Here is a 25,339-nt window from a genome sequence, read left to right on the forward strand (position 1 = left end):
TTATTGACAGGTTTGACAGCATTGGGGCTCAGTGCCCCCATGAGCGGCCACCGCCCCCTGAGTGACGAGGTTTACGACCGCCTGCGCGACCTGCTGGGCTCCGGCAGCTTCCCGCGCGATGCTCGCCTGCCGGCCGAGGCGGAACTGGCCCGGCGCTTCGCCGTTTCTCGGCCCGTGCTGCGGCAGGCGCTGGCGCGGCTGCGCGCGGAGGGGCATGTGGTCTCCCGCAAGGGCTCCGGCAGCTATGTGCGCGAGCCGGCGCGGCCCGCCATGCCCGTCTTCGGCCCGTTGCACAGCATCCCCGACATGCGCGCCTTCCTCGAATTCCGCTGCAGCCTGGAGAGCGAGGTGGCCGCGCATGCCGCGCGCCGCGCCGATCCTGCTGCGCTGGAGGCGATCCGCCAGGCCCGCCGCCGGCTGGAGGAGGAGGTCGCGTCCGGCTGCCCGGGGCTGGAGGCCGATGTCGCCTTCCACCAGGCCATCGCCGACGCCACGGGCAACCGCTTCTTCCTGGCGACGCTGGAGGCCTTCCGGGGGCAGATGATCGCCGGCATCCGCCTGACGAGGGAGCTCTCGGGTCGCCCGATCCTGGAACGCCACGCAGAGATCGCGGGCGAGCACGGGCGCATCGAGGCCGCGATCGCATCCGGGGACGAGGCGGCCGCAAGGGCCGCCATGGCCGATCATCTGCATGGCGGCATCCGGCGGCTCTTCGGGCTTTAGCAGGCTGGGATGCGAGGGGCTTTACCCCTCGCCAGGGGCTTTTGATCGGAGATGCAAGAACCTGAGGTTCTTGCCGGGGTGTTTGAGGGGCAGAGCCCCTCAATGGCGCAACCGCGGAATGACGTACAGAGGCCGAGCCTATTCGGGCCTCAGCCCGGCCAGCTCGGCGGCGCGTCGGGCGCGGGCCAGTTCGTCGCGCAGGAAGGCGGCGAAACCCTCGGGCGAGGCCTCGCCCTCGGTTGCGACCGTGGCGCCGAGCGACTCGAGCCTGGTCCGCACGGCCGGCTCGGCCAGGGCCCCGACCAGCGCGGCCCGCAATGCCGCGACGACATCCGCCGGCGTGCGGGCCGGAGCGAGAAGTCCGCCGAAGGCGGTCGAGGTGAAGTCGGGCACGCCCAGCTCGATGAAGGTCGGCACGTCGGGGAGCTGCTCCGCGCGCCGTTCCGCGGCGACGGCGACGATCCGTGTCCGGCCCTCGCGGTGAAGCGGCAGGGCGGTGGTCAGCTCGAACAGGGCCGCGTCGAAATTGCCCGCCAGGAGGTCGGTCACCAGGGATCCGCCGCCCCGGTACGGGACATGGCTCAACCGCGCGCCGGTGCTGAGGTTGAGCAGCTCGAGCGCCAGATGGGCGGTGCTGCCGATGCCGCCCGTCGCAACCTGGGCGCTGCCGGGCTGGGCCTTGGCGCGGGCGAGGAATTCGGGCCAGGACCGGCTCGCTTCCCGGGGCGACAGGGCCAGGACGACGGGCACGCCGCCGATCCGTCCGATCGGCTGGAAATCCCGTTCGGCGTCGTAGGGCAGCCTCGCCTGCAGCACCGGATTTGCCACCAGCGTGCCGCCGGACCCCGCGAACAGCGTATGGCCGTCGGGCGGAGCCCGGGCGGCGATCTCGGCGCCGATGTTGCCGCCGCCGCCCGCGCGATTGTCGACGGTGACGGGGCGCCCGAGGCGCTGGCTCATCGGCTCGGCCACGCTTCGCGCCATCACGTCGACGTTGCCGCCGGCCGCGAAGGGCACGATCAGCCGGATCGGGCGATCGGGGAAGGCCGCGCGGGCCGGCCTGGAGGACAAGGCGAGCAACGGAGGCGCGCCGAGCCAGGCGGCCGCGGCGATCATCGTCTGGCGACGTCTCAACATCCTTCTCCTCCCATTTTGTTGTTATGCATTCGTTTGATGAGGCGAAGCGCCGGGGCGGGGCGGCGCGCTATTCCAGCATGGTCGCACGCCAGTGGACGCGGCGCTCGTGAACCGGGTAGCCGCCGGCGGCGGCGTGGATCGAGCTCCGGTTGTCCCACACGACGTAGTCGTGCGTCTGCCACTTGTGATGGTACTCGGCGTCCGGGCGGATCATGTGGCCCTTCAGCTCATCGAGCAGCGCATTGCCCTCGGCCTCGTCCATGCCGACGAAGCGGAGGAAGTGGTAGGGGTTGAAGTAGAGCGATTTGCGTCCGGTCTCCGGATGCGTGCGGATCACCGGCCAGCGCACCGGCGGCGCGTCGCGGTCGTCGGGGGCGAGCAGGTCCACGCCGAGCTTGTCGCGGCCGCCATAGACATACTCCGCCTCGACGCCCTCGAGCCGGTGCTTCATCTCGGCGGGCAGCGCCTCGTAGCTCTCGTACATGTTGGCGAACCAGGTGTCGCCGCCGACGCTCGGCAGTTCGAGGCCGTAGAGCTGCGTCGCCTTGGCGACGCCCCGCACCTCCCAGGGGCCGTCGGTGTGCCAGCCCTGGCCGCGCGCGAAGACGGCCTGGTCCACCTTGCCGTCGGGCTTCTTGGTGTTCACGCCCATCTCCGTCAGCGCCGGGTATTCGGGATGGCGCGTCCGCTGCACGCGGTGCGGCACCAGCCGGCCGAAGCGCTCCGCCGCCGCCAGGAACTGCGGGATGGTGAAGTCCTGCTCGCGCACGACCAGCACCAGATGGTCGAGGAAGGCCTGGTACAGGCGGCCCCACTCCTCCTCCGTGGCCACGTTCAGATCCACCCCGGTGACGACGGCGCCCAGCTTCGGCGTGGCCTGTTCGATCCTCATCTTCTTGTCCTCCCTCCTGTTGTCAGCGCAGGCGCGCGTGGTAGCGAAAGCGGTCGCCGCGGCCGGTGGCCCGGCGGAACTCGATCGGGTTGTTCCCGAAGCTTCGGGCGTCGCGCTCGATGCGGATCACCGGATCGTTCCCGGCGATGTGCAGCAGCGCCGCTTCCTCGGCCGTCGCGAGGCCCGCGCGCAGGAACTCCTCGGCGCTCACGACGAACTGCCCGTAGACGTTCTTGAACAGGTCGTAGAGCGGATGGTGCGTGAAGTCGGCCGTGCGCACCACCTGCCAGAGCGGCATCGGGAAGAAGCTGTCGACGAGCAGGAAGGGCTCGTCGCCGCTGCAGCGCAGGCGGCGGACCCAGGCCACCTCGGCGCCTTCCGCGATCCCGAAGGCCGCCGCGACGTCGGCCTCGGCGGATACGATCGACTGGGCCAGCACGCGGTTCACCGGCACCAGCGGCGGCGCGCCGGCCAGGGCCTCGTAGCGGAAGAAGCGCTCCAGGCTCTCGAAGCGGGGGCCCAGCACGAAGGTGCCGCGCCCGGCCTGGCGGAGCAGCCATCCCTGCCGCACCAGCTCGCCGATCGCCTGACGGATCGTGCCGCGGCTGGCGCCGAAGCGGCGTTCCAGCTCCGGCTCCGTCGGAATCTGCTCCCCCGCCTTCCAGACGCCCTCGCGGATCGCCCGCTCCAGCGCGGCGGCGACATCGCGATAGAGTGGGGCGGCGGTGCGGATCAGGGGCGGGGCGGCAGCCATCAGTTCACCGGGATGCCGGCGCTGCGGATCACGTCGTGCCAGCGCGCCACCTGCGCTTCGAGCTGGGCGCGCAGCGCTGCGGGCGTGGCCTGGGCGGGCTCGAAGGCCACCGTGTCCAGCTGGGCCAGGCGGGCGGCCATCTCCGGGTCGCGCACGGCCTGCTGCAGCGCGACGGCGAGGCGCTGGATGACCGGCTGCGGCGTTCCCGCCGGCGCGTACAGCCCGTACCAGGCGCTGACGTCCATGCGCTGCAGGCCGAGCTCCTCGGTGGTGGGCACCTCCGGCAGGCTGGCCAGCCGGCGGCTGCCGGTCAGCACGAAGGGCTTCACCGATCCCGACCGGATGTACGAGACGATGCCTGCCGTCACGTCGCAGAGCAGCTGCACGCGGCCGACCTGGAGGTCGGCCAGGGCCGGCGAGGCGCCGCGGTACTGCACCATGGTCACGTTCCGGCCCGCGAGCTGCTGGAACATGATGGCGCAGAGATGCGTGGCGCTGCCCTGGCCGGAGGAGGCGAAGGTTACGGCATCCCCGCGCTCGCGCACGTGGGCGATCAGCTCGGCCATGGTGTTCGGGGCGAGGTCGTTGTTGCCGACCAGCAGCATCGGCATGTCGGCGAAGAGGCCGATGGGCTCGAAGCTCGTGAGCGGATCGAAGCCCGGGTTCTGGAACAGCGCGGGAGCCGTGGCCATGCCGATATGGTGCGACAGCAGCGTGTAGCCGTCGGGCAGGGCGCGGGCGACGGTCTGGGCGCCGATGTTGCCGCCGCCCCCGCTGACGTTCCGGACGGCGACGGTCTGATCCAGGCGGTGCCGCAAGGCGTCGGCCAGCACGCGCGTGATGATGTCGCTGCCGCCGCCGGGCGCGTAGGGCGTGACCAGCGACACGGTGCGGTTGGGGAATGCGGCATCCTGCGCCTGGGCCGAGGCCTGCCAGAGCAGGCCGGCCAGGAGGCCGAACGCCACCCCCACGACTTTCCGTCGCATTGTTTTCTCCTCCCCTGATCCGTTTCGGGCCTGGTTATCCAGCCTCTTCACCCGGATGATTGATTTAAACATATATATGTTTGGATGCCCAGCAGAATGAAGCAGTGTCGGTGGCGGGAATTTCCAGGCCATATCGAGCGCGATAAGGGGAGGCTGCAGGCCATCGGAGCTCGTTCAGCGGAAGCCGCGCGCGATGAGCCTGAGCCTCGGGCTGGCCAGCCAAATCAAATAGATTGTCTTGTACATCAGGCGGACGTACCGGCGCCTGGCGCCGGCCGCGGTCTGCCGTGCCGTGGCTAGGTGGCGAATGCGGCGTAAATGAAGAGCCCGACCCCGACGCCGGCAATGACAAGCGTACAGAAAATGGCGCGCTGCTGGCGGATGTTCATGGCACTTCCCCTTTCTGACCGAACGCCCGGCGCCACCGAGAGTAACCAGCGGCGAGCAGCGGCATCCACAACCTGATGGAGACGACGGCCTGGGCAAGGCTCCTTGCGTGGCCGATTCCGCAGCGCCGGGCTTTATTTGTGCGCTGCAACCCAACGACCCCTGGCGTGTTATCCGGCCACTCTCCACATCGCCTTGCACTGAGCCCGGCCGGGTCCATCCCCTCGGCCGGGCTTTCGCTTCTGGATATCCCCGGCCCCGTCGAGCCGGGAGCATCACCTCGGAAGGGTTCTCCGATGGCGCCGATCATGGAAAAGCTCACCGAGCTCCAGCGTCGTGCCTTGGCGGCCCTTGCGGATGGCGAATTGTGCGCGGAGGCCGCAGCACTGAAGAGCGGCTACGTCGGGCCATCCGCCTTCGCCGCCGTGCACCGCCCGGCCGTGTGTGGGGGCGGGTTGCGTCAGGCATGCCTCCCGGGCTGATCGAGGTGCGCTGGTGCCTGCTGGACAAGAGACACTACTACCGGCTGACGCCCGTGGGAAAGGCCTGCGCCCTCAGCTTGGACCGGGGCATGTGACCCGCAGCGGGCTTTTTTTCCCTGTGCCTGTTTGAGGCTGCGACGACGAACATTTCTCCGCGTTCACCTGGCTCAGGGAGAGATGCGATGAAGGCCCCGCCCAAAGCATGCGCCGCCTGCCGGGACGACCAGCAGCTCTTCCCCATCGCCATGGCTTTCCAGCCGATCGTGGATCTCGTCGAACAACGGATCGTCGCGCATGAGGCGCTGGTGCGCGGTGCTGCCGGCGAAACGGCTGCATGGGTCCTGGCGCAGATCAACGACTCCAACCGCTATGCCTTCGACCAGGCCTGCCGCGTGACCGCGATCGAGACCGCCGCGCGGCTCGGCATGGAGACGCGTCTGAATATCAACTTTCTGCCCAATGCCGTTTACGAGCCGCGCGCCTGCATCCGACGCACGCTGGAGGCGGCAGAGCGCACCGGCTTCCCGCTGGACCGACTGACCTTCGAGTTCATCGAGCACGAGCGCGTGGACGCCACGCATCTCCGCTCCATCATCGATGCCTACCGCCGCTATGGCTTCTCGGTGGCGCTGGACGATTACGGCACCGGCTATTCGAACATCGAGCGGTTGCTCGACATCCGGCCGGATACGATCAAGCTCGATGGCGTGTTGGTGCGCGGCTGCGACGAGGACCCCATGCGCCGCGCCATCCTCGCGGGAATGGTGACGTTCACGAGCTCGGTGGGCATCAGGCTGGTCGCCGAGGGTGTGGAGCGCGCCGAGGAGGCGATGGTGCTGCGTGAGCTGGGCGTGCGCTTCGCGCAGGGTTTTCTCTTCGCGCGCCCGGTCTTCGAGGGAATTGCGCGCGATGGCGACATCGCCTGGCCGGCCGAACCCCGATTGGACGTCCCGGTGCCTGGATAGCGAACACCGCTCGCCGCCAGCGCGCCCCGGGGATGAAAGCGCCCGCCAAGGATACATGACGCGGCAGGACTGCCCGGCTCGCCGATCCGCGGCCTGTCCATCAGGCGCATGTCGTCGACTCCATGCGGATGTGCGCGATCTCCACCGCATCCAGGGTCAGGCTGTAATCCCGGCCGGCGGGCCAAGTCTTGAATGGGGTTGATTCCCGCTGTCGGCTTGCTCCCCAAACCCCCATAACCACCAAACCCCGGGCTTAGTCAGCCCGCTTGGCCGAACTGGCTGGGATATCCTTCAGCGTCAGCGGCGGTGCCAGTCGCAGTGGGTGCCGCAGGATCCAGCCCGCGACAGCTCGGCCGTGAGGCGGCTCGGCCGCGCGAGGCCGATCTCCGGCCAGCATGCGCCTCATTGCAGGCAAGGCGGGTGACAGCGCCTTGCAAGCTCGCGAAGATGATCCCCAAACTTGAGGAGCCGCGGCGTGCTGACGCGATCGCGGGGGGAGAAAACGCATGACGCTGATCCGCCAGGCCTTGCTGGCCGTCGCAGCCATCACCATCGGGTATGCCGGCGCAGCGCCGGCGCAGGACTATCCCGCCCGCCCCGTCATCATCGTCGCCGGTGCTGCCGCCGGCGGCCCAACGGACGTCATCGCCCGGATCGTGGCGGAGAGCATGACGCGCCACATGCCGCAGCCCGTCCTGGTGGAGAATACGGCCCCCGCCCACCTCGGCGCGCAGCGCGTCGCCCAGGCGCGGCCCGACGGCTACACGCTGCTGCTGAGCAATGTGGGCCTGGCGGCCGGCGCCACGCTGTTCCGCCGCCTGGCCTACGACACCGCCGCGGACTTCGCCCCGCTCGGCCTCGTCTCTGACGCCGCGATGACGGTGATCGCGCGTCCCGGCTTCCCGGCCGAGAACTTCGCCGGGCTGCTCGGAGAGCTCCGGCGGCGCGGCAATGAGCTGAACCTCGGGACCGCCGGCCTGGCCTCGGCCGCCAATCTCTGCGGCCTGCTGCTGCAGGGCGCCGCGGACAACCGCGCGACCATCGTGGCCTTTCGCGGCACCGCCCCGGCGATCACCGAACTCATGGCCGGGCGCCTCGACCTGCTCTGCGACCAGGCGACCAACACCGCGCCCTTCATCCGCGATGGCCGGATCCGCGCCTTTGCCGTGACCAGTTCCGCGCGCCTGCCAGGGCTGCCGGACATCCCCACCACGACGGAGGCCGGAGCGCCCGCTTTCGTCATGAGCACGTGGCACGGCCTCTATGCGCCGGCGGGCACGCCGGAGGCGGTCCAGGAGCGGATATCCGCCGCGGTGCAGGCGGCGCTCCGTGAGGAGCGGCTGCGCTCGCGCTTCGCCGACCTGGTCACCGAACCGGCCACCCCGGAGCGCGCGAGCATCGCCTTCCATCGCCGCTACCATATCGAGGAGATCGCGCGCTGGCGGCCGATCATCGAGGCTGCTGGCGCCTTCGCCGACTAGGCGGTCCGCAGGACCGGTCAGCGACACGATGAAGTGCTCAGAAGGCCATCCGATGTTTCGCCGCCGGGTCGGCGTTGGGAGGGGTTATGAATTTCAATGGAGACGTGGTGCCAACACCGGGGGGAGAAACTCCCTTCAAGGTGGTGATCAGCACCGGCGGCACGACCCTCAGCGAGTGGCCGGTGCTGTCGGTCGTGAAGGGCCACATGGAGATCATCGAACTTCTGAAGAATCTCGGAGAGATCGCACGCAGCAGGTGGTGAACCGCGCCGGCCTATAGCCACCAGAACCGCTCCGCGATCGGGGCGGCTTGATCGCTGCGCGGCCTTTCGACGAGGCCGCCCGAAGCGCATCGCCTCGACATCGATCGCCCCGTGAGGCGGCAATGCGAAGGGCACGCCAGGCGGCGCGCGTCCATACGCCGCCGGAGGAGTGCAATGCCGCGCCCGTTCGGTGATGCTGCCGCCGGAGAAACGGAGGGGAAGGGATGGCCGGGCCAGGCCTGCTGCGCCTAGCGCCGGTCGCGTTGGGTACGCTGATCGTGCCGCTGGACAGCGCGGTAAACGTTGCCTTTCCCGCCATGGTCGCGGCCTTCGGCCTGGCGGTGCCCCAGATCCAGTGGGTCGTGATCTGCTATGTCCTGACCTATGGCAGCCTGATGCTGGCGGTCGGCCGGTTGGGTGACATCTTCGGCCATGCCCGCGTGTTCCGCTTCGGCCTGGCCTGGAGCGCGGTGTCCTACCTGCTTCTGACGCTGGTGCCGGGCTACGAGGCGTTACTGATCTGCCGGGTGCTGCAAGGGGTGGGGGCGGCGCTGGTGCTGGGCTGCGGGCCGGCGCTCGCGACCGCGCTGTTCCCTGAGACGATGCGCGCTCGGGCGCTCGCTGCCTATGCCACGACGGTCGCCGCGGGATCGACCATCGGTCCGATGGCCGGCGGCGTGCTGGTGGAGACCTGCGGCTGGCAGGCGGTCTATTGGTTCCGCGCGCCCTTTGCGGTGGCGGCGCTGCTGCTGTCCGTCCATCTGCCGAAAGCGTCGCGCGTCGGGCCGCGCGAGCCGTTCGACGCGCCGGGCGCGGTGCTGCTCGTGGCGGCGGTCGCCACCATCCTGCTGGCGGTGAACCGGGCGCCGGCGCCGGTTTCTCTCGTGCTGGCCGCCGCGGCGATCGCCTGCGCCGCCGGGTTCGTCTGGCATAGCCGCCGTGCCGCGCGGCCCATCATCGATCTCAGCCTGATCCACCGGCCGGGCTTCGCGGCGCTGAACCTGTCGAACGCGATGATGACCTTCGCGGGCTTCGCCGTGATGCTGCTCGTGCCGTTCTACCTGGCGCGCATCGCCGGGCTGGAGGCGGGGGTGCTGGGCCTCGTGCTCGCCACCAGCCCGGCCGGAGGAATGCTCGGATCCTGGCTGGGCGGGAGGACGGTGACGCGGTTCGGGTCGCGCGCCGTGCTGGTTGTGGGCGCGATGCTCAACGCCGCCGGGCTGCTGGGCATCGCACCCTGGGGCGCAGGCACTCCGCTGCCGCTGCTGGTCACGGCGCTTGTGGCGCAGGGCATGGGCCTCGGCCTGTTCACCCTCGCCTATACCGACCGGGTGACGGCGACGATGCGGCGGGAGGATCGCGGTGTTGCCGGCAGCCTGACCATGCTGACGCGCACCTTCGGTGTGGTCGGCGCGGCGTCCCTGCTGACGCTGCTGCTCGGCGCAAGCGAGGCGGGGCTGCTGGCGCAAGGCCATCCGCCCACCGAGGCCTTCCTCACCGCCTTCGGCCGGGCCTTCATGCTGGCGGGGGTCTTGCCGCTGCTGGCGCTGCCCCTGCTGCTGCGCCAGCGCGGCTGACACGCCGCCTCCCGCCGGCAGGCGCGCCGACCCGTTCGAAGCGCCTCATGGCCTCGCTCGACGGGGAGATCCGGTGGCCTGGGCGGGCAGACCTTGCCCTTTCGGCCTACCCCTTCCGGGCGCATGCTGCGCGGCGGAGGAAGCAACCCATGATCCTGTCCCGTCGCCCCCTGCTGGCGCTGGCTGGCGCTGCCCTGGCCCGCCCGGCGCTGGCCGCCGGCTATCCGGACCGCGCCATCCGCTTCGTCGTGCCCTTCGCCACCGGCGGCAATGCCGACCAGGTCGGCCGGCTCACCGCGCCCGGCCTCGCCGACCGGCTGGGCCAGCCCGTGGTGGTGGACAATCGCGGCGGCGGCGGCGGCAGTATCGGCGCGCTGCAGGTCGCCCGCAGCCGGCCGGATGGCTACACCCTGCTGCTGGGCTCCAACGGCCCGGTGGTCAACAACCCGGCCATGCGGAGCAACCTCGGCTACGACCCGGTGCGGGACTTCGCGCCGATCGGCCTGATCTGCCGCACCGCCCAGGTGCTGGCGGTGACGAAGGACATGCCGGTGCGGAACCTTGCCGAATACATCGAATACGCCAAGGCGCGTCCGGGGCAGGTGACGGGCAGTTCCTCCGGCAACGGCAGCACGGCGCATTTCGCCATGGAACTGTTCTGCCTCGCCACCGGCACGCGGCTGCAGCACGTGCCCTATGCCAGCGGCGGCGTGGCGCTGCCGGACCTGTTGGCGGGCAACATCAACTCCTCGATCACCGAGATCACCACCGCCCTGCCGCTGCACCGGGAGGGGACGATCCGCATCCTCGGCGTCTCCAGCGCGCACCGCTCGCCGCTGGCCCCGGAGCTGCCGACCTTCGACGAGGCCGGCGTGCCCGGCTATCGCGCCGCCGCCTATCTCGGCCTCCTGGTCCCGGCCGGCGCGCCCTCCGAGGTGCTGGAGAAGCTGACCGCGGCGCTCACGGCTGTTGTCACCGACCCCCCGACCCGCCGGCGGTTCGAGGAGCTGGGCTCCGAGATGGCCGAGCCGGAGGAGGCGACGCCGGCCGGCTTCGCCGCCTTCCTGGAGGTGGAGCGGGCCAATGCCGCCCGCGCCGCCGAGGCCGCCGGGCTGCGCGGTTGACACGTTGGCGGCGGCGGCCCGTCGGGGCCGCCGGATGGGGGACCAGCGGCCACGCCAGAACCGGTGGGGCTGCGGCGCCATCCGATTCTGCGGATAGCCCTCTTGTCGTTGTGTCCGGCTTGGCCGAGCGCATGTTGGCGGCTGCTGCGGAGAGGCGATGAGGGTCGGGCATCGCGTAGTGCCAAAATCGACGATGCGGGAACGAATTCGCGGAAAATGACGGAAAACATGGTGAGCCCGGTGGGACTCGAACCCACGACCCCATGATTAAAAGTCACGTGCTCTACCGGCTGAGCTACGGGCTCACGAAGGCGGGAAGCGGTCCCGCGCGGCGCAGAAGCACCGCGCGGGCGAGCAGGTCAAGTGTCGGCGAGCACGCGCATGCTGATCAGCTTGTCGGGCGTGCGGACCATCCCGCTGCTGCCGGCGCCGCGCGCGATCTTGTCCACGGCCTCCATGCCCTCCGTCACCTCACCCCAGATCGTGTACTGGCCATCGAGGCTCGAGGCGGGCGCGAACATGATGAAGAACTGGCTGTTCGCCGTATGCGGGTCCTGCGTGCGGGCCATGCCGCAGGTGCCGCGCACGAAGCGGGCCTTCGCCGGCGGGCTGAACTCGGCCTTCAGGTTCGGCAGGTCGGAGCCGCCGGTGCCGGTGCCGGTCGGGTCGCCGCCCTGGGCCATGAAGCCCTCGATCACGCGGTGGAAGGGCGTGCCATCGTAGAAGCCCTTGCGGGCGAGCGTCTTGATCTGCTCGACATGCAGCGGCGCGAGATCGGGGCGCAGCTGGATGACGACGCGGCCGCCATCCTTCAGCTCGAGGACGAGGGTGTTCTCGCCGTCCGGAGCGCCCTGGGCTTCGGCTTCATTGGTCTCGGACATGGGTCGCTCCTGCAGCAAAGGGGGTGATGGTCACGAAATCCTCGGCCGGCGCGTTGAGGCGCCGGCCCGGTTCGCGGGATCAATAGTTGGGAATGCCGTGGGCTCCAAGGCGGGCCCGCCGCAAGGGCCTTCAGGCGTCCGCGAGCACGCGCATGCGGATCAGGCGGTCCGGCGGATTCGGCACCATGCCGCTGCCGCCCACGCCGCGCTTGATCTTGTCCACCTGCTCCATGCCCTCGGTGACCTGGCCCCAGATGGTGTACTGGCCATCGAGGCTCGAGCCGGGCGCGAACATGATGAAGAACTGGCTGTTCGCGGTGTTCGGATCCTGCGTGCGGGCCATGCCGCAGGTGCCGCGCAGGAAGCGTGCGCGGGACGGCGGGCTGAACTCGGCGCGCAGGTTCGGCAGGTCGGAGCCGCCGGTGCCGGTGCCGGTCGGGTCGCCGCCCTGGGCCATGAAGCCCTCGATCACGCGATGGAAGGGCGTGCCGTTGTAGAAGCCGCGCCGCGTCAGGAGCTTGATGCGCTCGACATGCAGCGGCGCAAGGTCGGGGCGCAGGCGGATGGTGACCCGGCCATTGTCCTTCAGCTCCATGATGAGCGTGTTCTCGCGGTCGGGAGCGCCCTGGGCGATAGCCCGGTCGGCCCCGGCAGCGGTGGCCCCGGCGATGATCAGGGGCGTGGTCAGCAAGGCTCGGCGATTCATGAGCGATCCTCCGTGGTGGGGATATGGTCGGGCCTCGCGGCCCTATTCGGCGGCTTTCTTGCGCGTCTTCGCCAGCGTCCGCTCCAGCGTGAGCGGAGGCACGAAGCTCGTGATGTCGCCGCCGAGCTGGGCGATCTCCTTCACGAAGCGCGAGGAGATGAAGTGGTTGCGCTCGCTGGCCATGAGGAAGACCGTCTCGATCTGCTGGTCCAGCCGCGCGTTCATGCCGGCCATCTGGAACTCGTAGTCGAAGTCGGTGACGGCGCGCAGCCCGCGGAAGATCATCTGCGCGCCGACCTCGCGCGCGAAGCCGATCAGCAGGCCGGTGAAGGGCCGCACCTCGATCGTGCAGCCCGTGCGCGCGGCGATCTGGTCGGTCTCGGCGCGGACCAGCTCGGCGCGCTCCTCCAGCGGAAAGAGCGGGCCCTTGCCGATGTTCATGGCGACGCCCACGACGAGCTTGTCCACCAGCCGCGCGGCGCGGCCGATGACGTCGAGATGCCCGTTCGTGACCGGGTCGAAGGTGCCCGGATACAGGGCGATGCGCTCAACCATATTCAGGACCTTCCCCCGCACTTTCCCCGGCATTGTCCGAGGTGTTTTCCGAGGAATTCTCCGAGCTGTTCTCCCCGGGGCCTTCCTCGGCATCCTCCACGACGGGGAAGCAGCTCATGACGCGCTCCGCCTCGTCCATCCTCTGCAGCATGACGCCCTGCGAGGTCCGTCCCGTCTGGCGCACCTGGTCCGCCTCGAAGCGGATGGCCTGGCCGCCATCGGTCATCAGCATGATGTGGTCGCCCGAGGTGACGTTGAAGGTGGCGACCACCTCCGACCCCGTGCGCCGGCTTAGCGTGATGTTGCCGATGCCCTGGCCGCCGCGGCCGGACACGCGATACTCATAGGCGCTGGTGCGCTTGCCGAAGCCGCGGTCGGTGACGGCGAGCAGGAACTGCTCCGCCGCCTCCAGGTCGGCGACGCGCTCGGCGCTGAGCGTGACCTCCTCGACCGGAACCTCCTCGGTCTCCTCCACGGGGACAGGGGCCTCGGCGACCTCCTCGCCGGCGGCGCGGCGCTTCTGGGCCGCCAGCTTCAGATAGGCCGTCCGCTCCTCCGGGCTGGCCTCGACATGCCCGAGCACGGCGAGCGCGATGACCGAATCGTCCTTGATGAGCCGGATGCCGCGCACGCCCGTCGAGTCGCGGCCGGCGAAGACGCGCAGCGTGTCGGCATCGGCCACGAAGCGGATGGCACGGCCGCGGCGCGTGGCGAGCAGCACGTCGTCGCCCTCGCGGCAGGTGGCGACGCCGATCAGCGAATCGCCCTCGTCCAGCTTCATCGCGATCAGCCCCGACGACCGCACGTTGCGGAAGTCGCTCAGCCGGTTGCGGCGGACATTGCCCTGCACCGTCGCGAAGACGAGGTGCAGGTGCTCCCACAGGCTCTCGTCCTGCGGCAGCGGCAGCACGGCCGTGACGGACTCGCCCTCGGCCAGCTGCAGCACCTGGCGCAGCGAGCGGCCCTTGCCGCCCGTGCCGCCCTCGGGGAGCTGCCAGACCTTCTCGCGGAACACGATGCCGCGGCTGGTGAAGAACAGCACCCACTGATGGGTGTGGCCTACGAAGCTGCGCACCACCACGTCGTCGGCGCGCGTCGAGGCCGCGCTGCGCCCCCGCCCGCCGCGATGCTGCGCGCGGAAGACGTCGAGCGCGGTGCGCTTCACATAGCCGTCGCGCGTCAGCGTCACGATCATCGAGGCCGGTGCGATCAGGCTCTCGTCGTCGATGTCGGCGGCATAGTCGGCGATGCGCGTCAGGCGCGGCGAGTGCAGCGTGGCGCGGACGGCCAGCAGCTCCTCGGTCATCACCTCCATGCGGCGCGGGCGGCTGGAGAGGATCTCCAGCAGCTCCATGATCTTCGCGCCGACCTCCTTGAGCTCGGCGTCGATCTTCTCGCGCTCGAGCCCGGTCAGGCGCTGCAGCCGCAGCTCCAGGATGCCGCGCGCCTGGGCCTCGGTGAAGCGCATCGTGCCCTCGGCCGAGAGCTCGTTGCCCTCGTCCTGCACGAGCGCCACCAGCGGCGCCACGTCCACGGCCGGCCAGTCGCGCGCCATCAGGGCCACGCGGGCGGCGGCGGCGTCGGGGCTCGCCCGGATGAGGCGGATCACCTCGTCGATATTGGCCACCGCGATGGCGAGGCCGATCAGGTTATGCGCCCGCTCGCGCGCCTTCGCGAGGCGATGGCGCGAGCGGCGCAGGATCACCTCCTCGCGGAAGGCGATGAAGGCCAGCAGCGCGTCGCGCACGCCCATGAGCTGCGGCCGGCCGCCGTTCAGCGCGAGGAAGTTCACGGGGAAGCTGATCTGCAGCGAGGTCATGCGGTAGAGCTGGTTCAGTACCACCTCGGCCACCGCCTCGCGCTTGAGCTCGATCACGATGCGCAGGCCCGAGCGGTCGCTCTCGTCGCGCAGGTCGCTGATGCCCTCGATGAGCTTCGAGCGGACGAGCTCGGCGATCTTCTCCATCAGGACCGACTTGTTGACCTGGTAGGGGATCTCGCTGACGGCGATGGCCTGCCGTCCGCCCTTCATCTCCTCGATCTGGCAGTCGGCGCGCAGCGGGATGGAGCCGCGCCCCGTCTCGAAGGCCGAGCGGATGCCCGCGCGGCCGAGGATGATGCCGCCCGTCGGGAAGTCCGGGCCGGGCATGATCTCCATGATCTGGTCGAGCGTGGTGTCCGGATCCTTCACCAGCGCCAGGGTGGCGTCGATCACCTCGGTCGGGTTGTGGGTGGGGATGTTGGTCGCCATGCCGACGGCGATGCCGGCCGCGCCGTTGACCAGAAGGTTCGGGAAGGAGGCCGGCAGGACGCGCGGCTCCTTCTCGGATTCGTCGTAGTTCGGCTGGAACTCGACGGTGTCCTCATCGATGCCCTCGAGCAGCGCGGCGGCCGCCTTGGCCAGCCGGACCTCGGTGTAGCGCATCTGCGCCGGCGGATCGCCGTCCATGGAGCCGAAGTTGCCCTGGCCGTCGATGAGCGGGATGCGCATGGAGAAGGACTGCGCCATCCGGACGGTCGCGTCGTAGATCGAGGCGTCGCCATGCGGGTGATACTTGCCCATGACGTCACCGACCACGCGGGCGGACTTCCGGTGCGGCTTGTCGAAGGTGTAGCCGGCCTCGTGCATGGCGAAGAGGATGCGCCGGTGCACGGGCTTGAGGCCGTCGCGCACGTCGGGGAGCGCACGGCTCACGATGACGCTCATCGCGTAATCGAGATAGGAGCGGCGCATCTCCTCTTCGAGGGCGACGGGCGCGACGTCCTGCGGTTTGGTGTCGTCTTCGGCCAAGGGAAAGTCCTGGTTGGTGGAACCTAGGGGCTATGCCCCGGGAACCTGGCAGGGTGAACGTGTACGTTCACCGTTTCCTGCACCTTACATCAGTGAAAGGGTCCAGGGCCAAAAGCCCTGGCGGGGAGCGCGAGGGGCAGGGCCCCTCGCAAGGTCGTCAGAACGGAATATCGTCGTCCATATCCGCTTTCTTCCCCGAATCCCATCCGCCCGACTTCGGCGGCCCGCTGCGCGCCGGCGCCGAGCTGCGCTCGCCGTAGCCGCCGCTCTTGGCGCCGCCGCCGCCATACTCGCGCTCCTCGCCCATGTCACCGCCGCCCGAGGCCCGGCCGCCGATCAGCGCGAGCTCGCCGCGGAACTGCCGCAGCACGATCTCGGTCGAGTAGCGGTCGGCGCCCGACTGGTCCTGCCACTTCCGGGTCTCAAGCTGGCCTTCGACGTAGACCTCGCTGCCCTTCTTCAGATAGCGCTCGGCGATCTCGCCCAGCTTCTCGTTGAAGATGGCCACCGAGTGCCACTCGGTGCGCTCCTGCTGGTTGCCCTCGCGGTCCTTGAAGCGCTCGCTGGTCGCCAGGCGCAGGTTCACGACCTTCCCGCCATTCTGGAAGTTCCGCACCTCGGGGTCCTTGCCGAGGCGCCCCAGGATGATCACCTTGTTCACTCCGGCCATGGGCCGCGCCTCCTTCAGATCGGCCGCGGAAACTACCTTTTCCGCAGCAAGCGGGCCAGCCCCGGCAATTTCCGGGGTCCTGGGCCGTTTTCATGCTTTGCGCCGCAGCATATATGGTGCAGACAGCGTGAACACAATATGAACATCCAGCCCCCCGGAGCCCTTGTCCATGCCGCGTGATGCCGCCGATCCCAACGTGAAGGGGGAGCTCATCCGGATTCGGGGCGCCCGCCAGCACAATCTGAAGTCGCTGGACCTGGACCTGCCGCGCGGGAAGCTGGTGGTGCTGACGGGGTTGTCGGGCTCGGGCAAGTCGTCGCTCGCTTTCGACACGATCTATGCCGAGGGGCAGCGGCGGTATGTCGAGAGCCTCAGCGCCTATGCGCGGCAGTTCCTGCAGCTCATGCAGAAGCCTGACGTGGACAGCATCGAGGGCCTCTCGCCGGCCATCTCGATCGAGCAGAAGACCACCTCGCACAATCCGCGCTCGACGGTCGGCACGGTGACGGAGATCCACGACTACATGCGCCTGCTCTGGGCGCGGGTGGGCGTGCCCTATTCGCCGGCGACCGGCCTGCCCATCGAGGCGCAGACCGTCAGCCAGATGGTCGACCGCGTGATGGACATGCCGGAGGGCACGCGGCTGCTGATCCTGGCGCCCGTCATCCGCGGCAAGAAGGGCGAGTACCGCAAGGAGCTCGCCGAATACCAGCGCCGCGGCTTCGAGCGCGTGAAGATCAACGGCACGCTGATGCAGATCGGCGACGCGCCCAAGCTCGACAAGAAGCTGAAGCACGACATCGAGGTGGTGGTGGACCGCGTGGTGGTGCGCGAGGGGCTGGCCCAGCGGCTGGCGGACAGCTTCGAGACGGCGCTCGCCCTGGCCGACGGCATCGCCTATGCGGAGAACGCGGATACCGCGGAGCGCACGGTGTTCTCGCAGAAATTCGCCTGCCCCGTGTCCGGCTTCTCGATCGAGGAGATCGAGCCGCGGCTGTTTTCGTTCAACTCGCCCCAGGGTGCCTGCCCGACCTGCGACGGGCTGGGGACGGAAAGCTTCTTCGACCCGGCGCTGGTGATCCCGAACCCTTCGGCAAGCCTGAAGGCCGGCACGATCGCGCCCTGGGCCGGCAACGCCAGCACGCCCTATTTCGACCAGACCCTGGCCTCGCTCGCCGCGCATCTGAAGATCGACCTGAAGGCCCCGTGGGAGAATCTCCCGGAGGAGGCCCAAAGCGCCATCCTCTTTGGCACCGGCAAGGAGCCGGTGACGCTCAAGTACAAGGACGGGCTGCGCGCCTATGAGGTGCAGAAGCCCTTCGAGGGCGTGATCTCCAACCTCGAGCGCCGCTTCCGCGAAAGCGACAATCCCTGGGTCCGCGAGGACATGGCTCGCTACCGGGCAGACAAGCCCTGCCACGCCTGCAGCGGGTATCGGCTCAAGCCGCAGTCGCTGGCGGTGAAGGTGGCGGGCTCGCATATCGGCGAGGCCTCGGCGCTCTCCATCCGGCGCGCGCGCGAGTGGTTTTCCGCGGTCATGCCCACCCTCACGCCGCAGCGGCAGGAGATCGCGCGGCGCATCCTGCGCGAGATCGAGGACCGGCTGCAGTTCCTGGTCGATGTGGGGCTGGACTACCTGTCGCTCGCGCGTTCCTCCGCCACGCTCTCCGGCGGCGAGAGCCAGCGCATCCGGCTGGCGTCGCAGATCGGCAGCGGGCTGACCGGCGTGCTCTACGTTCTGGACGAGCCCTCCATCGGCCTGCACCAGCGCGACAACGAGCGGCTGCTGGTCACGCTTCGGCGCCTGCGCGACCTAGGCAATTCGGTGATCGTGGTCGAGCATGACGAGGATGCGATCCGCAGCGCCGACTGGCTGGTGGATATCGGCCCCGGTGCCGGCAAGGCGGGCGGCACGGTGGTGTCGCAGGGCACGCCCGAGGATGTGGCGAACGATCCCGACAGCCTGACCGGCGCCTATCTCTCGGGCCGCCGCGAGATCCCCATGCCGGAGGTCCGCCGGCCCTTCGACAGGAAGCGCATGCTCCGCGTCGTGGGCGCGACGGGCAACAACCTGAAGGACGTCACGGCGGAGTTCCCGCTCGGCACCTTCACGGCGGTGGCGGGCGTCTCGGGCGGGGGAAAATCCACGCTGGTCATCGAGACGCTGTTCAACGGACTCAGCCGTAAGCTGATGGGCGCTTCGGTGGTCCCGGCGCCGCACCAGCGCATCGAGGGGCTGGAGCTGATCGACAAGGTCATCGACATCGACCAGTCGCCCATCGGCCGCACGCCGCGCTCCAACCCCGCGACCTACACCGGCCTCTTCGCGCCGATCCGCGACTGGTTCGCGGAGCTGCCGGACAGCCGCTCGCGCGGCTACAAGCCCGGCCGCTTCAGCTTCAACGTGAAGGGCGGCCGCTGCGAGGCCTGCCAGGGCGACGGCGTCATCAAGATCGAGATGCACTTCCTGCCCGACGTCTACGTCACCTGCGACACCTGCAAGGGCAAGCGCTACAACCGCGAGACGCTCGAGGTGAAGTTCCGCGGGAAATCCATCGCCGACGTGCTGGACATGACGGTGACCGAGGGCCGCGAGTTTTTCTCCGCTGTCCCCACCATCCACGAGAAGCTGCGCATGCTGGAGGAGGTGGGCCTCGGCTACATCCATCTGGGACAGCAGGCGACGACGCTCTCGGGCGGCGAGGCGCAGCGCATCAAGCTGGCCAAGGAGCTGAGCCGCCGTGCCACGGGCCGCACGCTCTACATCCTCGACGAGCCCACCACCGGCCTGCACTTCGAGGATGTCCGCAAGCTGCTGGAGGTGCTCCACCAGCTCGTGAACACGGGCAACACGGTGCTGGTGATCGAGCACAACCTGGAGGTCATCAAGACGGCCGACTGGGTGCTGGACCTCGGGCCGGAGGGCGGCGAGGGCGGCGGGCGGATCGTGGCCAGCGGCACGCCGGAGGAGATCGCGGAGAGCCCGGCCAGCCATACCGGCCGGTTCCTCAAGCCGATCCTGGCGCGGCACCCGAAGGTCGGCGTGAAGAAGGCGAAGAAGAAGTAGCCTCGGGCCTCACGATGCGGGCGGGCGGGCGCCTCGGCCGGCGCCCCAGCGGGACAGCGCGGCCAGGAGCTTGCCCCGCTCCACCGGCTTGGCCAGGTGATCGTCGAAGCCCGCCGCCATCATGGCGTGGACCTGTCCGGGCAGCGCGTTGGCGGTCAACGCCACGATTGGCAGTCCGGCCGCCGGCCCGGGCATGGCGCGGATGCGGCGCACCGTGGCGCTGCCGTCCAGGCCGGGCATGCGCTCGTCCATCAGGATCAGGTCCGGCAGGGGCTGCTGCTCCAGCAGGGCCAGCGCGCTCAGGCCGCTCGGAGCCTGGACGACCTGGTGGCCGGCCGATTTGAGCAGTTCCGCGGCGACGAGCCGGTTGGTCGCGATGTCGTCCACCACCATGATATTCAGCCCCGCCGGCGGGCCGGCGGGAAGAGCCGGGGCGCCCTCGGCATCGTCGGGCTTCGCCGAGGGCAGAGGCAGCGACAGGATGAAGCGGCTGCCGCAGCCCTCCGGACCGTCCTCATGCCTCAGGTGGCCTCCCATGGCGCCGGCCAGCGAGGCGCTGATCGCCAGCCCCAGACCGCTGCCGCTTTGGGCCTCGTCCCCGCTGGCCTGGACGAACTCCTCGAAGAGATGCGCCCGCAGCGCCGCCGGCACGCCGCTGCCGGTGTCCGTCACGGCGAAATCCACCCTCCCGTCCCGCGTCGAGGTTTCCAGCGTGACCGTGCCGCCCGGTGGCGTGAAGCGGATCGCGTTCGCCAGCAGGTTCATGAGGATCTGCCGCACCCGCAGGGCATCGGCGGTGACGGCCGGCGGCAGCGCCGGGTCCAGCCGCAGGGACAGCTCCACGCCCCGTGCGGAGGCCGCGTCCCGGACAAAGGTGAGCGTGGCGTCCAGGAAATCCGCCAACCGGAGCGGCCGGGGCTCCGAAAGGAAGCGGCCGGCCTCGATCCGCGAGAGGTCCAGCACGTCGTTGAGGATCGCGAGCAGGTGCCGGCCGGCCTGCTCCAGCGTCTCGGCCTTCCGCCGCTGCTCTGGCCCGAGGCTGGAATCCGCCGCCAGCACCTGGGCCAGGCCCAGCACGGCGTTGAGCGGCGTGCGCAGCTCATGGCTCATCCGCGACAGGAACTGGGTCTTGTGCAGGCTCGCGCGGTCGGCTGCGTCGCGGGCCGCGGCCAGCGCGGCGGTCGAGCGCGCCTCGGCCTTCTCCTTGACCAGGGCGACGAGGAGCAGGGTACCCCCGCTCAGCAGGACGACGTTGAGCAGCAGCAGGGCGCCGAGCCAGTAGGCATGGGGCAGCTGGCCGTCGACCCGGGGCGAGAAGTTCAGGGTGAAGCCGGTGAGGGCCAGATAGGCGAAGGTCGTGCCGGCGAGCAGCATGATGAAGAGCGGCCGCGAGGGCAGGGGCAGCGCCCGCTGCCCGCGGATGAACTCCATCAGTGTCAGCATGTTGTAGGTGATCAGGAGAGTGGCGGTCAGTGCCACGCGGGCGTCCGGGCTGGCGTAGAAGCCGGGAATCCGGCAGGCGGCGAGCCAGATCACCGCCCCCATCAGCATGGCTCCGGGCAGTGCGCGCCGGCCCTCGAACTGGCGCGCGCCGGTCCAGCCCAGCCCGAAGCTGACGCAGAGCATCGCGTTGCCGAGATCGATCGAGATCCCGTCCGGCACCAGGCCGCGAAGGCCGAGCATCACGGTGCCGAGCGCGCTGAGGAGCCGGGTCAGCGCCCAGCTGGCCAGCGCCGGCTCGCCCCGGTCGCGGGTCCAGAGCCACAGCATCGCCATGCCCAGGAAACCGCTCAGGATCGCCGAGAAGATGGAAATCGTCGGCAGGTGCAGCGCGGACAACGAGGATCACCTTTGGTTGCAAGTGGGATCGCCTCTGCAATCTGGTGGATCAGGCGAGGTTTCGGCAATCGCAGGCCTGGGGACGACCCTCAGCTGCGCCATGGCGGCCCGCGCCGGCGCCAGGCGAGCGCCCCTGTCGCCGCATGCCCTTTCGCGACGATCCAAGGCGTCCTGCAGCCCGGAGCCCGGCCACGGGCGGCTCCGCCCGGGGATGGGGAAGAGCATTGACGCGCGGCGGTGCCGCACCGCAGCATCGCGGCGCAGCTTGGCCGGAGGCACGTGATGTACCGTCGTCGCAGCTTGTTCGCCGCCGGCGCCGCTCTGACGGCGTCCGGGCTGACCGCGCCCCGGCTCGCCGCGGCCCAGGGGGCGCCGGGCCGGCGGATTCTCCGCTTCGTTCCGCAGGCCGACCTGGCGCTGCTGGACCCGATCCACTCCGTCGCCTTCGTCACGCGCAACCACGCGCTGATGGTTTTCGACACGCTCTACGGCTGGGATGCCGATCTGCGCGCGCGGCCGCAGATGGCCGAGGGCCACACCGTCGAGGACGACGGGAAGACGGTCACCATCCGCCTGCGCGAAGGCCTCTTCTTCCACGACGGCGAGCCCGTCCGCGGCCGCGACTGCGTCGCCTCCATCCGCCGCTGGGCGACGCGCGACGCCTTCGGCCAGGCGCTCTGGGCCGTGACCGACGAGCTCTCCGCGCCGGACGACCGCAGCCTCCGCTTCCGCCTGAAGAAGCCTTTTCCCCTGCTGCCCGACGCGCTCGCCAAGGTGGGCACGCATCTCTGCGCCATCATGCCGGAGCGGCTGGCCGCGACGCCGTCCTCCCAGGCGGTGCCGGAGCTGATCGGCAGCGGCCCCTTCCGCTATGTCGCGGCGGAGCAGGTGCCCGGCTCGCGCAACGTCTACGCGAAGTTCGACCGCTACCAGCCGCGGCAGGAGCCGGCCGCCTATCTCTCCGGCGGCAAGGTGGTGCATTTCGACCGCGTCGAATGGATCACCATCCCCGACGCGGCCACGGCCAACGCGGCTCTGCAGCGCGGCGAGGTCGACTGGTGGGAGCTGCCGGCAATCGACCTCGTCCCGCAACTCCGGCGCGCCCGCGGACTGAAGACCGACATCCTGGACCCCAACGGCTCCATCGGCTTCTTCCGGCCGAACAGCCTGCATCCGCCCTTCGACAACCCCGACATCCGGCGCGTTGTGCTGCGCGCCACCAGCCAGACCGATTTCATGATCGCCGCCGCCGGCGAGGACCGCACCTACTGGCGCGCGCCCTACGGCTTCTTCGCGCCGCCCAGCGTGATGGCGAGCGACGAGGGCATGGACATCCTGCGCAACCCGATCAGCGCCGACGCCGCGAAGCGCGAGCTGGAGCAGGCCGGCTACAAGGGCGAAAAGGTCACCTTCCTCGCCGCGACGGACTTTCCCGTCATCAACGCGATGAGCGAGGTGGCGGGCGACCTGCTGCGCAGGATCGGCATGAATCTCGACTACGTGGCGGCCGACTGGGGCAGCGTGGTCCGCCGCGTGCTGAATCAGGATCCGCCCGACCGCGGCGGCTGGAACGCGACCGTGAGCTGGACCGCCGGCAGCGCCCAGGTGAACCCCGCAGCGAACAACCTGATCCGCGGGCATGGCCGCAACGCCATCTTCGGCTGGCCGACCGTCCCGGAGCTGGAGCGGCTGCGCGACGCCTGGTTCGACGCGCCCGACGACCCCGCTCGCGCGGAGATCGGCCGGCAGATGCAGCGCGTGGCCTTCCAGGAGGTGCCCTACGTCCCGCTCGGGCAGTTCTTCTCGCCGACGGCTCTGCGCGCGGATCTCGATGGGATGCTGAAGGGGGTGGCGCTGTTCTACAACATCCGCCGTGTCTAGCGGGTTTGCGAGAGGGGCTCTGACTTCGGTGCCAACCCCCGCCAGGGCTTTTGGCCCTGGACCCTTTTACTTTGATTCTAAATCAAAAATTGATCGAAGGCCCCTCAAGGTGCCTCCCGCAGCAACGCCAGCCAGGCCCGGGCCGCGCCCGACAGATAGGCCCCGCGCCGCCAGGCCATGGCCATGTCCCACTCCGTGTCCTTCTCGTCGAGCAGCACGTGCCGGACCGCCGCATGCGCCCTCTGCGCGGCGATCATCCGCGGCAGGAAGGCCACGCCAAGTCCGGCCGCGACGAGCTCCACCATGAAGTCGATCTGGCTGCTGACGGCGACGACATGCGGCTCGAAGCCCGCGCGCCGGCAGGCGCCGAGGATGATCCGGTGCAGCGAGAAGGCGCTCTCGAAGAGGATGAAGGGCGTCTGCGCGAGGTCCGCCATCGCGACCGAGGCCCGTGCTTCCAGGGAATGGCCTGCCGGCAGCAGCGCGACCAGCGGCTCGCGGCGGACGCGCTGCCAGTCGAATTCCGGCGCCGCCGGGAGCAGGGTGCCCGCGAAGTCCACTTCGCCGGCGCGCAGGATGTCGGCGAGCCGGTCGGCCCCGTGCTCGACCAGGCGGACCTCGATGCCCGGGTAGCGCTGGCGATAGATGGCGAAGAGCGGCGCGAAGAGCGTGCTGCTGCCCACCGGCGGCAGGCCGAGCCGCAAGATCCCGCGCTTCAGGCCGCGGACCTCGTCGAGCTCGGCGAGCAGGTCGTCGCGGTCGGCCAGCAGCTTCACGCCGCGGCGATAGACCACCTCGCCCGCCGCGGTGAGCACGCTGCGGTGGCCGATCCGGTCGAGCAGGGGCGCGCCGATCTCGTCCTCGAGCTGCTTCACCGCCTTGCTGACCGTGGACTGGGTCGCGAAGACGGATCTGGCGGCCTGGGAGAAGCCGCCCTGACGGACGACCTCGACGAAGGCGCGAAGGGGGCGGAACTCCATAAGTATTCCATATCAGAATGATTTTCATTCGATCAATTCGTTTTTATCATGCTGCCTCGCGCCATAGATTTGGCGGCGCAACAGGTCCCGCCATGCCCGTTCCTTCCCCCGTCCGAATCCTCCACCGCAGCGCCCCGCTCCAGGTCGCCCTCGTCGTCGCCTTCTGGCTGGCCGGCGAGGCGCTCTCGCGGCTGCTCGCGCTGCCGGTCCCCGGCGGGATCGTCGGCCTCGCCCTCGTTGTCCTGCTCCTGGCGACGAAGCGCCTGAACCTGCTCAGCATGAAGCGCGGCGCCGACTGGCTGCTGGCGGAGATGCTGCTCTTCTTCGTGCCGGCGGTGCTCGCCGTGCTGGACCATCGCGAGTTCCTGGGGCTGGTCGGCCTGAAGATCCTGTTCGTCATCCTGCTGAGCACGGCCGCCGTGATGGCGGTGACCGCCTTCGCCGTCGATCGCTGCACCCGCTGGAGGGCCGCCCATGCCCGGATTGCGCCAGCTCTTCGCTGAGCCCGTCGTGCAGGCCCTGTTCTGGTCGGTCGTGACGATCGGCCTCTACGCGGCCGCGAGGCGCCTCCACCGCCGCTGGCCGCGCTGGTGGCTGATGCCGCTGGCGGTGGCGCCGGCGCTCATCGCGGCCGTCCTCCTCGCGGCGCATGCGAGCTACGGCGAGTACATCCATGGGACGAAGTGGCTCGTGCTGCTGATGGGCCCGGCCACCGTCGCCTTCGCGATCCCGATCTACGAGCAGCGCGGGCTCATCCGGCAGCAATGGCCGGTGCTGCTGGCGGGCACGGCAGCCGGCAGCGCCACGGCGATGCTTTCGAGCTGGGCGCTGGCGACGGCCGTGGGCCTCGACGGGCCGTTGCGCCTGAGCCTGCTGCCGCGCTCGATCAGCACGCCCTTCGCGATGGAGGTCTCCGCCGATATCGGCGGCCTCCCCGAACTGACGGCGGTCTTCGTCGTTGTCACCGGCCTCGCCGGCGCGATCATGGGCGACATCCTGCTGGCGCGGCTGCCCTTCGTCTCGGCGCTGGCGCGCGGCGCCCTCTTCGGTGCCGGCGCCCATGCCGCCGGCACCGCGCGGGCGCACCAGATCGGCGCGACGGAGGGCGCGGTGGCCGGGCTGGTGATGGTGCTGGTCGGCCTCATGAACGTCCTGGCCGCGCCGCTCCTGGCCTGGGCGCTGCGGTAGGAGGCCAGGG

21 protein-coding genes and 1 tRNA gene are annotated in these 25,339 nt (G+C 70.0%); 10 read left to right on the top strand and 12 right to left on the bottom strand.

The window, feature by feature from the left end:
- Positions 1–39: 39 nt before the first annotated feature.
- The gene (locus AC1ROY_RS11940) at positions 40–723 is read left to right on the top strand and encodes a FadR/GntR family transcriptional regulator (RefSeq protein WP_493149045.1); all 684 of its coding nucleotides are present in this window, start codon (positions 40–42) and stop codon (positions 721–723) included.
- A 138-nt stretch (positions 724–861) separates the two neighbouring features.
- Here the strand turns inward: AC1ROY_RS11940 and AC1ROY_RS11945 are convergent, their stop codons facing one another.
- From AC1ROY_RS11945 to AC1ROY_RS11960, 4 genes are all read right to left on the bottom strand, one after another.
- Positions 862–1,860, bottom strand: a complete 999-nt coding sequence (locus AC1ROY_RS11945; protein ID WP_493149046.1) for a Bug family tripartite tricarboxylate transporter substrate binding protein — start codon at positions 1,858–1,860, stop codon at positions 862–864.
- A gap of 67 nt (positions 1,861–1,927) precedes the next feature.
- Positions 1,928–2,752 (bottom strand): TauD/TfdA dioxygenase family protein, encoded by an 825-nt coding sequence (locus AC1ROY_RS11950; protein ID WP_493149047.1) that lies wholly within the window; start codon positions 2,750–2,752, stop codon positions 1,928–1,930.
- Between the two features lie 22 nt (positions 2,753–2,774).
- Positions 2,775–3,506, bottom strand: coding sequence for a GntR family transcriptional regulator (locus AC1ROY_RS11955; protein ID WP_493149048.1), 732 nt, complete (start codon positions 3,504–3,506; stop codon positions 2,775–2,777).
- Positions 3,506–4,492 carry a Bug family tripartite tricarboxylate transporter substrate binding protein gene (locus AC1ROY_RS11960; protein WP_493149049.1) on the bottom strand — a complete coding sequence of 329 codons (987 nt, stop codon included), beginning with the start codon at positions 4,490–4,492 and terminating at the stop codon, positions 3,506–3,508. Before AC1ROY_RS11960 ends, AC1ROY_RS11955 begins: the two co-directional genes overlap by 1 nt.
- Before the next feature lie 1,051 nt (positions 4,493–5,543).
- On the opposite strand from AC1ROY_RS11960, the gene AC1ROY_RS11965 reads away from it, so the two are divergent.
- The 5 genes from AC1ROY_RS11965 to AC1ROY_RS11985 all read left to right on the top strand — a co-directional run bounded on the left by AC1ROY_RS11965 (position 5,544) and on the right by AC1ROY_RS11985 (position 10,771).
- Entirely contained in the window at positions 5,544–6,326 is a 783-nt protein-coding gene (locus AC1ROY_RS11965) for an EAL domain-containing protein (protein WP_493149050.1), read from the top strand.
- 506 nt (positions 6,327–6,832) lie between these two features.
- Positions 6,833–7,807: a tripartite tricarboxylate transporter substrate-binding protein gene (locus AC1ROY_RS11970; protein ID WP_493149051.1), complete on the top strand. Its 975-nt coding sequence runs from the start codon at positions 6,833–6,835 to the stop codon at positions 7,805–7,807.
- A gap of 86 nt (positions 7,808–7,893) precedes the next feature.
- Positions 7,894–8,070, top strand: a complete 177-nt coding sequence (locus tag AC1ROY_RS11975; RefSeq protein ID WP_493149052.1) for a hypothetical protein — start codon at positions 7,894–7,896, stop codon at positions 8,068–8,070.
- A gap of 224 nt (positions 8,071–8,294) precedes the next feature.
- A complete protein-coding gene (locus AC1ROY_RS11980; RefSeq protein WP_493149053.1) occupies positions 8,295–9,647 on the top strand; it encodes an MFS transporter in 1,353 nt (450 codons plus the stop codon).
- A gap of 149 nt (positions 9,648–9,796) precedes the next feature.
- Positions 9,797–10,771, top strand: a complete 975-nt coding sequence (locus AC1ROY_RS11985) for a Bug family tripartite tricarboxylate transporter substrate binding protein (protein WP_493149054.1) — start codon at positions 9,797–9,799, stop codon at positions 10,769–10,771.
- A 229-nt stretch (positions 10,772–11,000) separates the two neighbouring features.
- Here the strand turns inward: AC1ROY_RS11985 and AC1ROY_RS11990 are convergent.
- From AC1ROY_RS11990 to ssb, 6 genes are all read right to left on the bottom strand, one after another.
- Positions 11,001–11,076: transfer RNA gene (locus AC1ROY_RS11990), tRNA-Lys, on the bottom strand.
- Positions 11,077–11,130: 54 nt separating this feature from the next.
- Entirely contained in the window at positions 11,131–11,652 is a 522-nt protein-coding gene (locus AC1ROY_RS11995; protein ID WP_493149055.1) for a peptidylprolyl isomerase, read from the bottom strand.
- 130 nt (positions 11,653–11,782) lie between these two features.
- Entirely contained in the window at positions 11,783–12,358 is a 576-nt protein-coding gene (locus AC1ROY_RS12000) for a peptidylprolyl isomerase (RefSeq protein ID WP_493149056.1), read from the bottom strand.
- Between the two features lie 42 nt (positions 12,359–12,400).
- On the bottom strand, positions 12,401–12,913 hold the full coding sequence (coaD, locus tag AC1ROY_RS12005; protein ID WP_493149057.1) for a pantetheine-phosphate adenylyltransferase: 513 nt from the start codon (positions 12,911–12,913) through the stop codon (positions 12,401–12,403).
- On the bottom strand, positions 12,906–15,704 hold the full coding sequence (gene gyrA, locus AC1ROY_RS12010; RefSeq protein ID WP_493149058.1) for a DNA gyrase subunit A: 2,799 nt from the start codon (positions 15,702–15,704) through the stop codon (positions 12,906–12,908). Before gyrA ends, coaD begins: the two co-directional genes overlap by 8 nt.
- Before the next feature lie 157 nt (positions 15,705–15,861).
- A complete protein-coding gene (ssb, locus tag AC1ROY_RS12015) occupies positions 15,862–16,374 on the bottom strand; it encodes a single-stranded DNA-binding protein (protein WP_493149059.1) in 513 nt (170 codons plus the stop codon).
- 169 nt (positions 16,375–16,543) lie between these two features.
- Here ssb and uvrA point away from each other — a divergent pair, with 169 nt between their 5' ends.
- Entirely contained in the window at positions 16,544–19,441 is a 2,898-nt protein-coding gene (gene uvrA, locus AC1ROY_RS12020; protein ID WP_493149060.1) for an excinuclease ABC subunit UvrA, read from the top strand.
- 9 nt (positions 19,442–19,450) lie between these two features.
- Here the strand turns inward: uvrA and AC1ROY_RS12025 are convergent, their stop codons facing one another.
- A complete protein-coding gene (locus AC1ROY_RS12025; protein WP_493149061.1) occupies positions 19,451–21,280 on the bottom strand; it encodes an ATP-binding protein in 1,830 nt (609 codons plus the stop codon).
- A 282-nt stretch (positions 21,281–21,562) separates the two neighbouring features.
- Here AC1ROY_RS12025 and AC1ROY_RS12030 point away from each other — a divergent pair, with 282 nt between their 5' ends.
- A complete protein-coding gene (locus AC1ROY_RS12030; protein ID WP_493149062.1) occupies positions 21,563–23,161 on the top strand; it encodes an ABC transporter substrate-binding protein in 1,599 nt (532 codons plus the stop codon).
- 104 nt (positions 23,162–23,265) lie between these two features.
- Here the strand turns inward: AC1ROY_RS12030 and AC1ROY_RS12035 are convergent, their stop codons facing one another.
- Complete coding sequence (locus AC1ROY_RS12035) at positions 23,266–24,141, bottom strand: LysR family transcriptional regulator (protein WP_493149063.1); 876 nt, start codon at positions 24,139–24,141, stop codon at positions 23,266–23,268.
- A 92-nt stretch (positions 24,142–24,233) separates the two neighbouring features.
- Between AC1ROY_RS12035 and AC1ROY_RS12040 the strand changes: the two genes are divergently transcribed.
- Both AC1ROY_RS12040 and AC1ROY_RS12045 read left to right on the top strand, forming a co-directional pair.
- The gene (locus AC1ROY_RS12040) at positions 24,234–24,644 is read left to right on the top strand and encodes a CidA/LrgA family protein (protein ID WP_493149064.1); all 411 of its coding nucleotides are present in this window, start codon (positions 24,234–24,236) and stop codon (positions 24,642–24,644) included.
- Complete coding sequence (locus AC1ROY_RS12045; protein ID WP_493149065.1) at positions 24,616–25,329, top strand: LrgB family protein; 714 nt, start codon at positions 24,616–24,618, stop codon at positions 25,327–25,329. The genes AC1ROY_RS12040 and AC1ROY_RS12045 overlap by 29 nt, the downstream gene beginning before the upstream one ends.
- Positions 25,330–25,339 lie beyond the last annotated feature (10 nt).

Source organism: Roseococcus sp. GW821-FHT12F05, from assembly GCF_058806835.1.

Excerpts from the sequence above, each read along its gene's own strand:
- AC1ROY_RS12035 (WP_493149063.1), bottom strand. The coding sequence starts at position 24,141 with ATGGAGTTCCGCCCCCTTCGCGCCTTCGTCGAGGTCGTCCGTCAGGGC.
- AC1ROY_RS12000 (WP_493149056.1), bottom strand. The coding sequence starts at position 12,358 with ATGAATCGCCGAGCCTTGCTGACCACGCCCCTGATCATCGCCGGGGCC.
- AC1ROY_RS11975 (WP_493149052.1), top strand. The coding sequence starts at position 7,894 with ATGAATTTCAATGGAGACGTGGTGCCAACACCGGGGGGAGAAACTCCC.
- AC1ROY_RS12030 (WP_493149062.1), top strand. The coding sequence starts at position 21,563 with ATGTACCGTCGTCGCAGCTTGTTCGCCGCCGGCGCCGCTCTGACGGCG.
- AC1ROY_RS11955 (WP_493149048.1), bottom strand. The coding sequence starts at position 3,506 with ATGGCTGCCGCCCCGCCCCTGATCCGCACCGCCGCCCCACTCTATCGC.
- coaD (WP_493149057.1), bottom strand. The coding sequence starts at position 12,913 with ATGGTTGAGCGCATCGCCCTGTATCCGGGCACCTTCGACCCGGTCACG.
- AC1ROY_RS11995 (WP_493149055.1), bottom strand. The coding sequence starts at position 11,652 with ATGTCCGAGACCAATGAAGCCGAAGCCCAGGGCGCTCCGGACGGCGAG.
- uvrA (WP_493149060.1), top strand. The coding sequence starts at position 16,544 with ATGCCGCGTGATGCCGCCGATCCCAACGTGAAGGGGGAGCTCATCCGG.
- ssb (WP_493149059.1), bottom strand. The coding sequence starts at position 16,374 with ATGGCCGGAGTGAACAAGGTGATCATCCTGGGGCGCCTCGGCAAGGAC.
- AC1ROY_RS11940 (WP_493149045.1), top strand. The coding sequence starts at position 40 with ATGAGCGGCCACCGCCCCCTGAGTGACGAGGTTTACGACCGCCTGCGC.
- AC1ROY_RS11970 (WP_493149051.1), top strand. The coding sequence starts at position 6,833 with ATGACGCTGATCCGCCAGGCCTTGCTGGCCGTCGCAGCCATCACCATC.
- AC1ROY_RS12040 (WP_493149064.1), top strand. The coding sequence starts at position 24,234 with ATGCCCGTTCCTTCCCCCGTCCGAATCCTCCACCGCAGCGCCCCGCTC.
- AC1ROY_RS11945 (WP_493149046.1), bottom strand. The coding sequence starts at position 1,860 with ATGTTGAGACGTCGCCAGACGATGATCGCCGCGGCCGCCTGGCTCGGC.
- AC1ROY_RS11950 (WP_493149047.1), bottom strand. The coding sequence starts at position 2,752 with ATGAGGATCGAACAGGCCACGCCGAAGCTGGGCGCCGTCGTCACCGGG.
- AC1ROY_RS11980 (WP_493149053.1), top strand. The coding sequence starts at position 8,295 with ATGGCCGGGCCAGGCCTGCTGCGCCTAGCGCCGGTCGCGTTGGGTACG.
- AC1ROY_RS11960 (WP_493149049.1), bottom strand. The coding sequence starts at position 4,492 with ATGCGACGGAAAGTCGTGGGGGTGGCGTTCGGCCTCCTGGCCGGCCTG.
- AC1ROY_RS11985 (WP_493149054.1), top strand. The coding sequence starts at position 9,797 with ATGATCCTGTCCCGTCGCCCCCTGCTGGCGCTGGCTGGCGCTGCCCTG.
- AC1ROY_RS11965 (WP_493149050.1), top strand. The coding sequence starts at position 5,544 with ATGAAGGCCCCGCCCAAAGCATGCGCCGCCTGCCGGGACGACCAGCAG.
- AC1ROY_RS12045 (WP_493149065.1), top strand. The coding sequence starts at position 24,616 with ATGCCCGGATTGCGCCAGCTCTTCGCTGAGCCCGTCGTGCAGGCCCTG.